This window comes from Moellerella wisconsensis ATCC 35017, from assembly GCF_001294465.1.
Classification (GTDB): domain Bacteria; phylum Pseudomonadota; class Gammaproteobacteria; order Enterobacterales; family Enterobacteriaceae; genus Moellerella; species Moellerella wisconsensis.
On the sequence record NZ_LGAA01000018.1, the window covers coordinates 309,568 to 324,281 of the forward strand.

General features: G+C 40.5%; 14 protein-coding genes. 6 read left to right on the forward strand and 8 right to left on the reverse strand.

The genetic code is table 11. The features are described 5' to 3' along the window. Window positions 1–51: 51 nt before the first annotated feature. The gene (locus tag M992_RS09490) at window positions 52–2,091 is read right to left on the reverse strand and encodes a M13 family metallopeptidase (protein ID WP_053908295.1); all 2,040 of its coding nucleotides are present in this window, start codon (window positions 2,089–2,091) and stop codon (window positions 52–54) included. Between the two features lie 228 nt (window positions 2,092–2,319). On the opposite strand from M992_RS09490, the gene cysB reads away from it, so the two are divergent. Further along, the gene (cysB, locus tag M992_RS09495; RefSeq protein WP_053908296.1) at window positions 2,320–3,294 is read left to right on the forward strand and encodes an HTH-type transcriptional regulator CysB; all 975 of its coding nucleotides are present in this window, start codon (window positions 2,320–2,322) and stop codon (window positions 3,292–3,294) included. Window positions 3,295–3,508: 214 nt separating this feature from the next. Here the strand turns inward: cysB and M992_RS09500 are convergent, their stop codons facing one another. The 3 genes from M992_RS09500 to ribA form a co-directional block, all read right to left on the reverse strand. Further along, window positions 3,509–4,384: a hypothetical protein gene (locus M992_RS09500; protein ID WP_053908297.1), complete on the reverse strand. Its 876-nt coding sequence runs from the start codon at window positions 4,382–4,384 to the stop codon at window positions 3,509–3,511. 383 nt (window positions 4,385–4,767) lie between these two features. Next, window positions 4,768–5,745 (reverse strand): porphobilinogen synthase, encoded by a 978-nt coding sequence (hemB, locus tag M992_RS09505; RefSeq protein WP_047256156.1) that lies wholly within the window; start codon window positions 5,743–5,745, stop codon window positions 4,768–4,770. 252 nt (window positions 5,746–5,997) lie between these two features. After that, window positions 5,998–6,591 (reverse strand): GTP cyclohydrolase II, encoded by a 594-nt coding sequence (gene ribA / locus M992_RS09510; protein ID WP_053908543.1) that lies wholly within the window; start codon window positions 6,589–6,591, stop codon window positions 5,998–6,000. Window positions 6,592–6,826: 235 nt separating this feature from the next. On the opposite strand from ribA, the gene M992_RS09515 reads away from it, so the two are divergent. The 5 genes from M992_RS09515 (at window position 6,827) to yciH (ending at window position 10,479) form a co-directional block, all read left to right on the forward strand. Next, window positions 6,827–7,534 carry a phosphatase PAP2 family protein gene (locus M992_RS09515; protein WP_053908298.1) on the forward strand — a complete coding sequence of 236 codons (708 nt, stop codon included), beginning with the start codon at window positions 6,827–6,829 and terminating at the stop codon, window positions 7,532–7,534. A 332-nt stretch (window positions 7,535–7,866) separates the two neighbouring features. Further along, entirely contained in the window at window positions 7,867–8,187 is a 321-nt protein-coding gene (locus tag M992_RS09520) for a LapA family protein (RefSeq protein WP_053908544.1), read from the forward strand. A 6-nt stretch (window positions 8,188–8,193) separates the two neighbouring features. Then, the gene (gene lapB, locus M992_RS09525) at window positions 8,194–9,363 is read left to right on the forward strand and encodes a lipopolysaccharide assembly protein LapB (protein WP_047256153.1); all 1,170 of its coding nucleotides are present in this window, start codon (window positions 8,194–8,196) and stop codon (window positions 9,361–9,363) included. A 55-nt stretch (window positions 9,364–9,418) separates the two neighbouring features. After that, entirely contained in the window at window positions 9,419–10,153 is a 735-nt protein-coding gene (gene pyrF / locus M992_RS09530) for an orotidine-5'-phosphate decarboxylase (RefSeq protein ID WP_053908299.1), read from the forward strand. Then, the gene (gene yciH, locus M992_RS09535; RefSeq protein WP_053908300.1) at window positions 10,153–10,479 is read left to right on the forward strand and encodes a stress response translation initiation inhibitor YciH; all 327 of its coding nucleotides are present in this window, start codon (window positions 10,153–10,155) and stop codon (window positions 10,477–10,479) included. The genes pyrF and yciH overlap by 1 nt, the downstream gene beginning before the upstream one ends. A gap of 129 nt (window positions 10,480–10,608) precedes the next feature. Here the strand turns inward: yciH and osmB are convergent, their stop codons facing one another. The 4 genes from osmB to M992_RS09555 form a co-directional block, all read right to left on the reverse strand. Beyond that, entirely contained in the window at window positions 10,609–10,827 is a 219-nt protein-coding gene (gene osmB, locus M992_RS09540) for an osmotically-inducible lipoprotein OsmB (RefSeq protein WP_053908301.1), read from the reverse strand. Window positions 10,828–11,220: 393 nt separating this feature from the next. Next, window positions 11,221–13,164 (reverse strand): exoribonuclease II, encoded by a 1,944-nt coding sequence (locus M992_RS09545; RefSeq protein WP_053908302.1) that lies wholly within the window; start codon window positions 13,162–13,164, stop codon window positions 11,221–11,223. A 109-nt stretch (window positions 13,165–13,273) separates the two neighbouring features. Beyond that, the gene (nth, locus tag M992_RS09550) at window positions 13,274–13,915 is read right to left on the reverse strand and encodes an endonuclease III (protein ID WP_053908303.1); all 642 of its coding nucleotides are present in this window, start codon (window positions 13,913–13,915) and stop codon (window positions 13,274–13,276) included. Window positions 13,916–13,975: 60 nt separating this feature from the next. After that, window positions 13,976–14,713, reverse strand: a complete 738-nt coding sequence (locus tag M992_RS09555; RefSeq protein ID WP_053908304.1) for an electron transport complex subunit E — start codon at window positions 14,711–14,713, stop codon at window positions 13,976–13,978. Window position 14,714: the final 1 nt, after the last annotated feature.

A 14,714-nucleotide genomic window follows, 5' to 3' on the forward strand; every position in this document is an offset into this window, starting at 1 on the left:
AAATAAAGGCGCTGGAAACCAGCGCCTTTATTGTTTGGTTATCCGCTAAGATCACCAAATATGTACCCGTTCAGTCGGAGGTAGATATAATTTGTTATCGGGCTTAACGTCAAACGCTGAATACCATTCATCGATATTACGTACTACGCCATTTCCTCTGAATTGATTTGGACTGTGAGGATCCGTGAGGATTTTGTTTCTCTCGGATTCTTGGTTTGCTAATTCTTGCCACGTTCTGGCCCAAGAAATAAAGAAACGTTGTAACCCCGTGGTACCATCAATAATCGGTGGTTCGCCGTTCGGATAATGTTCTTTAGCGAACTGTTTATAGGCATTTAAGGCAATACTTAGCCCCCCTAAATCACCAATATTTTCCCCCAAAGTTAATTGCCCATTTACGGCCAACTCATTGACTTTAAAATTACTGTACTGCTTGATTAGGTTTGCAGTTTTAGCATTAAACTGGGTTTGTGATTGTTCTGTCCACCAGTCTCTTAGAGTGCCTTTACCGTCATACAGTCGACCTTGATCATCAAATCCATGGCCCATTTCATGCCCGATAACTGCGCCGATGGCCCCGTAGTTATAGGCTGGATCAACATTCGGATTAAAGAAAGGTGCTTGTAAAATAGCCGCAGGAAAAACGATTTCATTTTGCACAGGATTGAAATAAGCGTTGATCATTTGAGGAGGCATCTCCCACTCCCAGGTGCGGACTTTTTCACCTACTTTTTGCATATCTTGTTGATATGACCAATTTAAAATATTTTGGTAGTTATTAAATAGTTGGTCGTCACTTAACGTCAATTGGTGGGTATCGGTCCATTTATCTGGATAACCTACTTTTACCTTAAATTGGTCAAGTTTGGTTAAGGCTTCTTGGCGAGTCTGTTCATCCATCCAGCTATTTTTCTGTAAACGGTCGCGGAAGGTTTGTTTGACATAATTAACTAAATCGATAATTTTAGCCTTTGAATCCGCATTAAAATAACGCTCAACATACAGTTGACCTAATGGCTCATCTTGTAGTCGGTTAACGGTTTCTAGCGCGCGCTCTTGACGGCTACGTTGCTGTTCAATGCCATTTAGCTGGTGAAGATAAAAATTGAAGCGTGCGCTATCAAAATCGGGTGTTAAGAAGTTTGCGTTACTGCTTAACAGATGAAATTGCAGATAATCCTTCAGTGTATCAATATCGGTATCAGCAAAAATCTTGGCAGATTGTTGAACCGCACTGTCATTTTGCACAATAATTTTTTTGAGTTGTTTATCCGAGAGTTTCCAATAATCAAATAATTCATTTAATGGATACCCCGCAGTATATTTGGTAACTTCAGCAAGGCTCATTGGGTGATATTGCTTGATAGTGTCTCGGTTAGCTTCTGGTGTCCAGTGAGCCTTGGCTAGGGCGGTTTCTAACGCCAAAATTTTATGTGCTTTTTGGTTAGCTGTAGCTGAATTTTCGCCAGCGAGTTTTAACAGAGTTACAATGTATTCGACATAATTTTTGCGGATTTCAACCATTTGCGGACTATCATCAAGATAGTAACTACGATTCGGTAAGCCTAATCCCCCTTGTCCCAAATACAACACATAGGTATCCGGCGCTTTAGCGTCTAAATCAACCCAATAAGAGATCAACGAGAAAAAGCCAGGTTGTGCCATTAATTTGGCAATATCAGCATGACTATTGGCTTGCTGTATTGCGTTCAGTAATGGTTGAGCCGGAGCTAATCCGGCCTGTTTAATTGCCGATTCATTCAAATAGCTAAGATAGAGGTTACGAATATTGCGCTGATTATGATTTAACGTATTTTCTGGCTGGTTGAGTAAGTTATCTATTAATGACTGTAATTGTTTTTCGGTTTTAAGATGTAACTCAACAAAAGAGTTAATACGTGACATTCCGGTAGGAATTTTGGCCTGATCTATCCACTGCTGATTGACATAGTGATAGAAGTCATCTCCCGGGACAATATTATCGGATAATGCGATGGTTTGAGAGCCATAAGTAATATCTTTGGCATAACTTGAAGGTAGGGTTGTTATCGCTGAGATCCCTATGGCTAAGGCTAATAACGTTTTCTTCATAGAGCAAAAACCTCTTTTAACTGAGACAGCTAGCGGATTATCATAAGGTAGGCGTAGCTGGTGATTAATTCAATCTCAAATTCTAACATATAGCTGTTAATTATTATTTAAACAATGTTATATTAGTTATATTAACTTATATCTATATTACTTTTTGTTATATGTAAGATGATTTAGCTATAGCCAATTAGTATGGGCATAAATTTACAGGTTGAGGGTGGTAGAACTATGAAATTGCAACAACTGCGGTATATCGTCGAAGTCGTAAATCACAATTTAAATGTCTCATCGACAGCCGAAGGTTTGTATACCTCTCAGCCGGGGATCAGTAAACAAGTGCGTATGTTGGAGGATGAGCTAGGGATCCAAATTTTTGGACGTAGCGGAAAACATTTGACTCACGTGACGCCGGCGGGTGAAGAGGTGATTCGAATCTCCCGAGATGTTCTGTCAAAAATAGATGCTATTCGTTCTGTGGCTGGAGAGCATACCTATCCTGATAGAGGCTCATTATATATTGCGACTACCCATACACAGGCTCGTTATGCGTTACCCCCGGTAATTAAAACTTTTATTGAACGTTATCCTCAGGTTTCATTGCATATGCATCAGGGATCGCCAACCCAAATTGCGGAGGATGTGTGCAAAGGCAATAGCGATTTTGCCATTGCTACGGAAGGGTTACATTTGTATAGCGATTTAATAATGTTGCCTTGTTACCATTGGAACCGTTGCGTTGTCGTGCCCAAAGACCATCCTTTAGCCAATAAAAAAGATTTAACTATTCGAGATATTGCTGAATATCAAATTGTTACTTATACCCATGGATTTACTGGGCGTTCGGAGTTAGATGTTGCATTTGAACAAGAACAACTGACGCCGAAAATTATCTTTACTGCCACCGACGCCGATGTGATTAAAACTTATGTACGTTTAGGGTTGGGTATTGGCATTATTGCCAGCATGGCCGTTGATCCTGTGCAGGACAGTGATTTGGTTACTATTGATATGCGAGATAAATTTAGCTATAGCACCACTAAAATTGGATTTCGTCGTAGCAGTTTCTTACGTAGCTATATGTATGATTTCATGTGGCGTTTTGCACCGCATCTAACCCGGGATGTGGTCGATAAAGCGGTGGCTTTGCGTAATAATGAAGATATTGAACAGATGTTTAAAGATATCCAGTTACCGATTATTTAGCTGCTATCTTAGCTGTGGCTGTTTGCTGTTTTTCGGTATAGTACTATTTTGGGTTATAGTACTATTTAGCCTACTATAACAGTGTGTCACATACGTGCTGTTACTATGTTTATCGATATACCATCCATATCTTTATATGAATACATATCTTTATATGAATAAACGGTATAAAGAGGGCGATAAGTAACTATTTAGAACCGTATGTAGGTGGATGTTACGATTGAGTAGGGTGACGCCCAAAAAAGTTATCTGATTTTTGAATCGAACTCAGCAAATGGCGTTGGATAAATTGTTCAAATTGATGGCTAACCAGTTCATCCTTAAGTGCATCATCATTAAAAAACGCACTAAACGAGGTATATTCAAAATTAATCTCAAAACTATCACTGGAGTTACAATTCAGCATCAGTTGTGCGTTCTTACGATTGAAATGTAAATGGTAAAAACAGATTTTGGGATAAAAAACACTATTTTGCATAATATTGTGTGCTTCTATAACGCAAAAGATTAGTGTGGTAGAGAACTGATTAATATTTTTCTTTAATCTCAATTGCATTGCTTGTTCTTGTTCTTGAAGAAACAGTAAAAATGCGTCTAATCCTTCATTTTGAACATTCAAAATCGTCTCCATGATTAAAGCTAATACACCTTTAGCGACAGTTATTCCTTTAACCTGATGGCTTATTTCCTTTTTTTGTATGGCGGAACAGGTGATTAGTGGCAATTGTTGTGTCGCATCTAGCCAATTTTTTAATCCGGGTTGGTGGGATGAAAGTGTATCGATAGGGTGATTGGTATTGATATAATGTGTAACAATGGAAATTAAACTAATCAGATATTTTTTCAGTTTAGTGAGCTTTTCATGGATACCTGGTTTTTTATACAGTGATCTGTCGATGATATACTGAATGATGCCATCGTTGTCACTATTTCTATGCAGGATGGGTTGTGTTTGCGCTGTCGGCTGCACATCAGAAAGTGTATAGGTATTGTTAATATGCATATTCGCATGAGTATTTGTGTGGGTATAGGCGTAGATATTCGTATTAGCATAGGAATGTTTGAATCGATGATAATTAAATTTAGTCATAAAATTCTGATCTCATTCTATTGAAAGATAGATAGAATTAAACATAGTCTGCTATCGACTGAAAAGGCTAAATTTTATTAACGCGTGAGAATGTTTACCGGTAATTAATAATATTTTTATGGTTTTTTATTGTTTATGTAGGTCTTAGATGTGATTTAACTTAGGTTAATAACACGGTCTGAACTGTATTTAACGTTATGTATTTAAAGTTATTTTAAAATTAGCATTTAACTATTCCGCAATTATTTCGCAACTATTCTTCAATAACTATTTATCCTTAAAAACTACTCTTCAATAATGACTTTTAAACAACTATCGTCCAACTATTCCATATTAATTTATACAGAAAATACGAAAGCGCCGATGATAGGCGCCTTCAAGGATTACAGTAAGCCTTTTTCGGCTAACTCTAGTGCAAAGTAAGTAAAGATAATATCTGCACCTGCGCGTTTAATTGAGCCTAGTGTTTCTAAGGTCACTCGAGTTTCATCAATTGCACCGGCCATGGCTGCAAATTTGATTTGTGCATATTCACCACTCACCTGATATGCGCCAATCGGTAACTCAGTTCGCTCACGCAAATCGCGAATAATATCCAGATATGCACCAGCGGGTTTAACCATCAACACGTCTGCACCTTCTTGGGCATCAATCAATGATTCGCGAATAGCTTCACGACGGTTCATCGGATCCATTTGATAGGTTTTACGATCGCCTTTTAAGCATGATCCTGCGGCATCACGGAATGGACCATACAGTGCTGAAGCGAATTTAGTCGAGTAGGACATAATTGGCGTATGATTAAAACCTGCGTTATCTAGTGCTTGGCGAATAGCGGCAACTTGTCCGTCCATAGCTGCTGATGGGGCAATGAAATCTGCGCCTGCCCGTGCAGCAGCGACCGCTTGCAAACCCAGGTTATGAATAGTCTGATCGTTATCTACACTCTCATTATGCAATACGCCACAGTGACCATGTGAGGTATATTCACAGAAACAGGTATCTGACATAACTATCAGTTCAGGCGCCGTTTGTTTGGCTATACGTGACATTCTAGACACCAAACCATTCTCTTGCCATGCATCGCTACCGGTTTCATCTAAATGGTGCGATACCCCAAAAGTCATAATAGATTTAATTCCTGCCTTGGCAATACGCTCTATTTCATACGGTAGACGTTTTTCTGGAATACGCATGACACCCGGCATGCTCTCAATCGGTTGGTAGTCATCAAGACCTTCTTCAACAAAGATAGGTAAACACAGGTCATTGAGTGACAGAGAGGTCTCTTGGAAGATTTCGCGGAATGTTTTTGTTTGACGGAGTCTTCTCAAGCGCTGGATGGATGGCTGATTATTCACAATAGCTCCTTATTTTGTGATCTGGCTGTTTGAGGATAGTGGCTATTTTATGGCAGCTAACGCTCAGTGAGCATAAATTGTAATGACAGTATAAACGTTATCAACAGAAAGTGAATGTAACCGATTGGATGGGGAAACTTGATGTTGATGATAGTTAAATGCTGATGATAGTTAATAGAGCAGATTTAGAAGACCATCGATTGGATGATCTTCATCAAAAGTATTTATTTACTCGTACTGATATTTGTCAAATTATTTATTAAATAATAAATGACCCATTTTTTCCGCTTTGATATCTAAATAATGCGCATTGTTTGGATTTCGGCCCACAATTAAAGGCACGCGTTCAACCACATTGATACCCGCTTGTTTCATGATCTCTATTTTTTTCGGATTATTGGTTAATAATCTTACTTGGTTGATCCCGAGTAATTTGTACATATCTGAACACAAGGTAAAATCGCGCTCATCGGATTTAAATCCGAGCTTTAGATTAGCTTCGACAGTATCTAGCCCTTGATCTTGTAACGCATACGCTCGGATTTTATTGAGCAGACCAATATTTCTGCCTTCTTGGCGATGATAAAGTAAAACACCTCGGCCTTCTTTAGCAATTTGTGACAATGCAGCTTCTAATTGAAATCCACAATCACAGCGTAGGCTAAATAATGCATCACCGGTTAAACATTCTGAATGGATACGAGATAGCACCGGAGTTTCGCCAGAGATATCCCCATAGATTAACGCGACGTGATCTTTACCGGTAGCGATTTCTTCAAATCCAACCATTAAAAACTCACCAAATGGGGTCGGTAATTTCGCCTCAGCGACGCGCTTTAGCTGTATATTTTCTTTCATGAATAGATTATAACTCTCGGATAATGATAAAAATGACCGATAAATAGAGTCTTTGAGATTTGCGATTAAGATTAAATAGACACAAAATTATAGTGTATATTATCTTAGGGCTATCTAATTAAGACATCATTCCCACGCAGTCTTAGCTATATTAATACAATAGGTTTTGCTAAGAATAAACAAATTTAATTAAAAATAATATCAGTGCTAAGGATGACAGAAAATGAGAAAATTTACTTATCCTATTGTGGTTTTTGCGATGATTTTGGCATTGCCGCCCATACTGCTGGTGGCTATGCAATGGCATTGGCAACCTTTTGATAATCCTTTCGGCTTACCGTTGCTATATATTACTAATACAGCGGGGAAACCGTGGTCAATAATCACTTCTTTGTTGTTATTGCTATTAACACTTTGGCTAATTCGTCCACGAGGAAAGCAGTGGATTAAATGGGTGATAGTGATGACTGGATGTATTGTTATTGGGCAAGGGCTGAAAGTGGGAATAAAAAATAGTGTGCAAACGCCAAGGCCCTATGTGTTGTGGCTTGAACAGCAGTATAACATTTCTCCTAACCAATTTTATGCTCAAGATCGCCAACAAAGAAAAGTACTGATTAAACAATTAACATCAAATGTTAGCGATATTCCGCAATGGCAGTTAACTCATTGGCAGAATGAGACGGGTTATTCTTTTCCCTCAGGACACACGTTATTTGCCACTGGTTGGGCATTATTACTGATAGGTCTATTTTGGCAACGTGGTTATTATCTATGGTCGATTGCGCTAGCGGTGTGGGCTGAAAGCGTTATTGTAAGTCGACTGGTTTTGGCGATGCACTGGCCGAGTGATATTTTGCTATCAATTGCTATTAATGTTGTATTAGCGATGATCGCATGTCGGCTATTAGCTCAACCGACCAACCGCTAATTGGCTAAATACTAATCGCCAAAGTATGATTATATTATTGAAATGCGAAAATAAAAATCTCGATAAAACAGGGTATTATTCAGAATGATAGCCAAGGTATAATAGAGAGTGTAATAGAATGTGTATTACACCGTATCGATAAGGCGATAATTGATATTTTTTGGTATATTACGGATATCGAGTTAGATTTTGTAAAACACGGCCATTATCCGACTTACAGCTGGCAGGTTTATTTGAGAAATTGCTTGGTCTGAACTCAGAGTAAATGCTACCTTATCAGGCAGATAATGGATATTTATGTCTATCGACGACAACTGATAACAGGAAATAATGTGAAATATTTTCTAATTTTATTACTGGCAGTGGTGATTTTTATTGTGTCAATAACGCTAGGATCGAGTAACGACCAAGTGATTAGCTTTAATTATTTGATTGCTAAAGGTGACTTCTCTGTTTCTACGCTGTTGGCCTCATTGTTTGGTATGGGGTTTATTTTAGGTTGGTTGGTCTGTGGTATTTTCTATTTAAGATCATTTGTTGCTTTGACGAATGCCCGTCGTAAAATTAAACGCTTAGAATCACAATTAACTGAGTCAGGCAAAAATGCATCCGAATCGGCGGTATCTGCTGTGACCTTATCAAATAAGGATTAATTTTCTATGTTAGAGCTGCTATTTCTGCTGCTACCGATTGCTGCCGCCTATGGCTGGTATATGGGGCGTAGAAGTGCTCAACAAGATAAACAACAGAACGCTGATCGTCTGTCGCGTGAATATGTGACAGGCGTTAACTTCCTTTTATCCAATCAACAAGATAAAGCGGTTGATCTGTTCCTTGATATGTTGAAGGAAGATAGCTCTGCTTTTGAAGCTCATCTAACCCTCGGTAATTTGTTTCGTTCTCGAGGTGAAGTTGAACGTGCGATTCGTATTCACCAATCATTAGTTGAAAGTGCCTCGTTATCTTTTGAACAACGTCTGCTTGCGACCCAACAATTGGGGCGTGATTATATGGCCGCGGGTGTCTATGACCGGGCAGAGAATATGTTTTTACAATTGACTGATGAAGTGGATTTTAAAAATAGTGCTTATCAATCTTTATTATCGATTTATCAATTGACTAGTGACTGGCATAAAGCCATTGATGTGGCAACCAAGCTAGTCAAATTGGGGAATAATGCGCTACGTGAAGATATAGCCCAGTTTTATTGTGAATTGGCCTTACAGCAATTGGGCAGCGATGATTTAGATGCCGGTTTAAATTTATTGAATAAAGCCGAACAAGCAGATAAAAATTGTGCGCGTGTTTCAATTATGAAAGGGCGTATTTATATAGAAAAAAATGCCTACGATAAAGCCATTGCCTCGTTGAAACAGGTTTATCAACAAGATCGCGAATTAGTTACTGAAACGTTGCCGCTACTTTATGAATGCTATAAACAACTGGATAATATGCAAGAATGGGCTGAATTCTTGCAACAGTGTGTCGCCGGTGATTCGGGTGCTGCGGCTGAACTCTATTTGGCGGATATTATTGCCCAAAGCGAGGGACACGATAAAGCATTGACCTATATTAATGCTCAATTGCAGCGCCATCCAACAATGCGCTTATTCTATCGCTTGATGGAGTATCATTTACAAGATGCCGAAGAAGGGCGAGCCAAAGAAAGCTTAATTTTATTACGTAAAATGGTCGGCGAACAAATCCGAACCAAACCTGATTACCGTTGTCGTAAATGTGGATTTACTTCACACTCGTTATATTGGCATTGCCCATCTTGCCGTTCATGGGATACGACAAAACCTATCCGTGGGCTAGATGGTCAGTGACACTGTCACATCATATTTTCGTTTTTTTCAAATGATATAAAGGCATAGCATAGAAATGAACTCCCCAACTCAAAATCAAACAATGGCACCTGTCGATCCATCGGTTATTGTTGCTCTCGATTATGATGATATTAATCAGGCATTGGCCTTTGTTGACCGTATTGATCCGCGCGATTGTCGGCTAAAAGTTGGCAAGGAGATGTTTACTTTTCATGGGCCTGAGCTGGTTAAGCAATTAAAACAACGTGGATTTGATGTGTTTCTGGATTTAAAATTCCACGATATTCCCAATACTGTTGCGCGTGCAGTGGCTGCGGCGGCAGAAATGGGGGTTTGGATGGTCAATGTACATGCCAGTGGGGGGACACGTATGATGGATGCGGCGAAAGAAGTATTAATACCTTACGGTAAAGATGCCCCGCTACTGACGGCGGTAACAGTATTAACCAGTATGGATCAAACTGATTTGGCCGGTATTGGTATCGATGTTTCACCGGCCGAACATGCAGAACGTCTAGCTTTACTGAGTAAAAACAGTGGATTGGATGGGGTTGTTTGCTCTGCTCATGAAGCGGCCCATTTAAAACAATTATGTGGCGCTGGTTTTAAATTGGTCACTCCTGGCATTCGTCCCGTAGGCAGTGATATTGGCGATCAACGTCGGATTATGACCCCACAAGATGCAATTGCCGCAGGGGTGGATTATATGGTCATTGGTCGTCCCATTACTCGCAGTGATTCTCCTACCCAAATGCTACAACAAATTAATGAATCACTGAAGGGGCTGTAATGAAAGATAATAATAGCCGCTTAGTCTATAGCACTGATATAGGGCGTATCGAGGAAGAAAAACCACGTATTGAACGACCTAAAGGCGATGGTATTGTGCGGATCCGCCGTGAAACCTCTGGCCGAAAAGGCAAGGGGGTTTGTGTTATCACTGGATTGGATTTAGACGATAGCGCATTAGCTAAATTGGCTGCTGAATTAAAGAAAAAATGTGGCTGTGGTGGCGCGATTAAAGACGGCAATATAGAAATTCAAGGCGATAAACGCGACTTAATTAAACAGCTACTTGAAGGCATGGGTCATAAAGTGAAGCTGGCTGGTGGATAAATCAGTGGATGACAGACGTCGATTTATCAGAAATGCAGAGCGACAGTAATATTAATTAATGGATAAAATAATAGGGCGCAGAATAAGCGCCCTATTTATAGTATTTTTAAGCGACATTTGCTAATGGTATTATTTTTTAACCTGATGACCAATAACCCCCCCGACAGCCGCCCCACCCACAGTGCCTAATACACTTCCCCCGGTTAATACCGCGCCACCTACGGCACCAATCCCTGCGCCAGCCGCGGTATTTTTATCTCGTTTAGACATATTTGAACACGCAGAAAGTGAAAGGACTACGACTGCGGCTACGGCATATGCTGTAATGGATTTTTGTCTAGCTTTCATAATTCAATTCCTCATTTTAATAGTCAATCTACGTTAGCATAGCCCAGTAATTAGCAAATGAGAATAATCGGGGATTTTTATTTAATTACCCCGATAATTTAACTTTTAGTGCGAATATTGTTTACGAATATTGTTTGCGAATATTGTTTATGAATATTGTTTACGAAGCACCAGCATAATGGACTCTGCGAAACTACGGCTACGCCAATACAAAGTTACTCTAAGATATAAGGTTAAATAGGGCAGATTAAGCCCGTCCAATGCAATAATAGGGCTATCAATATAGAAAACAAGCGAGTAAAAATAGACAGGGTAAGTAATTCGATAGGAACAATATAGACACAATAAAAAGCCGGATGATTTTCACCCGGCTAGAATATCGATAATCTGAAATTAGTTGACAGGGCGCGCTACGATATTGCGAGTCTCCATACGGACCTCGGCAATACGTACATCAATAATATCATTCAGTTTATAGACGGGTTCACCCTTAATCAGAACGGCGCCGGTTTCTTGGCTGCATTGAATTTCATCGCGCGTTGAATGTAAGAACGTGGCGGGAATAAATGCTACAGCACCATTATCGACTAGGCGAATACGAACCCCTCCGCGTGTTATATCAATGATTTCCGCACTGAAAACCTGGTCAGTCCCAGCATATGGGCTAAGGAAGCGAGAATATAGCCAATCTCCAACATCTCGTTCCGCCATGCGATTAGCACGGCGACGCTCAGCTAAATGAAGCGATAACTCTTCTGACGGTTTCTCAGTGCTTGGTTTGCCGGCAATAATTGATTTTAATAAACGGTGATTGACGATATCTGAATATTTACGGATGGGCGATGTCCATGTCGCGTAGGCATCAAAACCTAATCCGTAATGGGGCGCGGGTTCATTTTTGACTTCAGCAAATGTCTGGAACCGACGAACGCGGCTATCCAAAAATTGAGTCGGCTGACGGTCTAAAATGCGGCGAATTTTACGGAAGCCTTCGATAGATAGCAGTGACTCTGCGTCAGTTTCAATGCCATTATCTTTTAATGTTTGTACCACTTGTTCGATATTTAGTGGGTCAAAACCGGCATGCACATTAAACACGCCAAAGCCTAATTTATTTTTCAGCTCTGAGGCAGCGCATAGATTAGCGGTGATCATTGCTTCTTCTACAATTCGGTTAGCTGCACGGCGGTTTTCAGCGACGATATCAACTACCACGCCGTTATCATCGAGAATAAACCTAAAATCAGGGCGATCTTTAAACACTAAGGCATTATCCTGACGCCATTGACTACGGCGGGTAGACATCTCAAATAAGCGCTCAATTTGTTGCTCAACTTGAGGGTTTTCTGGCTGCCAAGTTCCTGTTTTTTCAATCCAATCAGATACCAAGTCATAGGCAAGCTTGGCTTTTGACTCAATCCATGCGGCAAAAAATTGAATATCATCAGCTAAAGTACCATCAGCTAAAATGGTGACTGAGCAGACGAGTGCAGGACGCCGTTCATTCGGACGCAACGAGCATAAATCATCTGACAATGCGCGGGGCAGCATCGGGATATTAAAGCCGGGTAAATAATTGGTATACGCCCGGGCAGCGGCAATTTTATCTAATGGGCTGTCTTTAGCGATATAACTGGTGGGATCAGCAATGGCGATAAACAGTTTGAGATCACCGGCTTCTGTGCGTTCAACATATAACGCATCGTCCATATCTTCGGTGCTGGCGCTATCGATAGTGACAAAGAATAAATCGGTTAAGTCAATACGTTCTAGATCATTATCATCGCGTTCGCTGTCAACCATCTCAGGGGCAATACGCTCTAATTGATGGCGGCGTAATGTTACCCACCATGGAGCGTAGTGATCGTCAGCGTCAGTAATAAATTCAGTAATTTCAGCGTTAAAAGCTTTATCGCCTTTAAGCGGGTGACGGCGCATTTCAGCTACGGCCCAATCACCTTGCTTAAATTGATGATCTACGTCTTTGGCAGGGCGACAAAAAATAGCGTCGCGTAATAATGGATGGTCGGGAATAATGGACAGACGATTATCGTTTTCTTTCTTTTGAATTCTGCCGACAAATCGAGTTAAAAATGGCTCAACCAACTCTTCTGGCTCGACGGATTCGCGGTCTTTATCAGTATGAATAGTTGCGATGATCCGGTCGCCATGCATGACTTTTTTCATTTGTGGCGGGGGGATAAAATAACTTTTTTGTCCGTCAACCTCAAGAAAGCCAAAACCTTTTTCTGTACCTTTTACGATCCCTTCCGCTCTCGGCGTGGTCGCGTGAAGTTGCTGTTTAAGCTGTGCAAGCAGCGGATTATCTTGAAACATACTTACCATTTTTCGTGGAGTTTAAAATTTAACGCCCATTGTTACGCAAATCAAAGTTATCGGGCAAGTATAATCTCGCCTGCGTGATAACTTTTGGGCCCGTATTGAGTTAATTTTCAGGATAAACTTTTTGTTTAAATTCGCATAAGTCTTCAATAATGCAAGAACCACAGCGTGGTTTTCTGGCAATGCAGGTATAGCGACCATGCAAAATTAACCAATGATGGCAATCAACTTTGAATTCAGCGGGTACCACTTTTAGCAGTTTATCTTCCACCTCAACGACATTTTTCCCGGGGGCAAAATTAGTGCGATTACAAACGCGGAAAATATGGGTATCGACAGCAATGGTTGGCCAACCGAAAGCGGTATTCAATACCACATTAGCAGTTTTCCGCCCAACGCCCGGCAATGCTTCTAGTGCGGCTCTATCTTCTGGAACTTCACCTTGATGTTTTTCGATTAACATTTGGCAGGTTTTAATCACATTTTCAGCTTTGGTATTAAATAAACCAATGGTTTTAATGTACGGTTTTAAGCCATCAACGCCAAGTGCCAAGATTTTTTCTGGTGTGTTAGCTATCGGATACAGCTTGGCTGTGGCTTTGTTCACGCTGACATCGGTCGCTTGAGCTGACAATAACACCGAAATTAACAGCTCAAATGGGCTGTTAAAGTTTAATTCGGTGGTTGGGTGTGGGTCATTTGCCCGCAAACGGGTTAAAATTTCAATCCTTTTGGTCTTATTCATAGCTCACAACATGTTGATTTAGATAATAATGCCGGCCATGCACCATGCCGATAATCGGTGTTAATGGCTTGACTGTCCTTCTGAAGCGCGCTCGGTGGATAATTCTGTTTGAGGCTCAGCTTCTTGAGTTTTATTTTGGGTTAGCGACTTATGGGTCTGGCGCTGTTTCATTTTTTCATCAATTAAATATTTTAATGCCAGCATTAGTGCAAGACCAATAAAGGCACCAGGAGGGAGCATGGCTAAAAGGAATGGCGAATCGAGATGAATAATTTCAATTCTCAGTACTTTAGCCCAAGAGCCAAGTAATAAATCCGCGCCATCAAACAGCGTACCATTACCAAGAATTTCACGCATGGCTCCTAATACCAGCAAGGCAGCGGTTGCCCCTAGTCCCATCGCAAGGCCATCCATCGCTGATTGATAGACTGGATTTTTGGCAGCAAAGGCTTCAGCACGACCAATCACGATACAGTTGGTGACAATTAGTGGAATAAAAATCCCCAATGATTGATACAACCCAAAAGCATAGGCATTGATCAGCATTTGTACCGCGCTAACTACTGAGGCGATAATCATTACATAAATGGGGATACGAATTTCTGAAGGCACCCAACGACGAAAGGCCGATACCGCAACATTAGTACAGACTAACACTAAAGTGGTTGCTAAACCGAGACCTAATGCATTGGTGGCGGTTGATGAAACGGCCAATAATGGGCATAAACCCAGTAATTGAACCAGCGCAGAGTTATTTTTCCACAGCCCTTGAGCAAATAATTCTTTAGTCTGATTCATT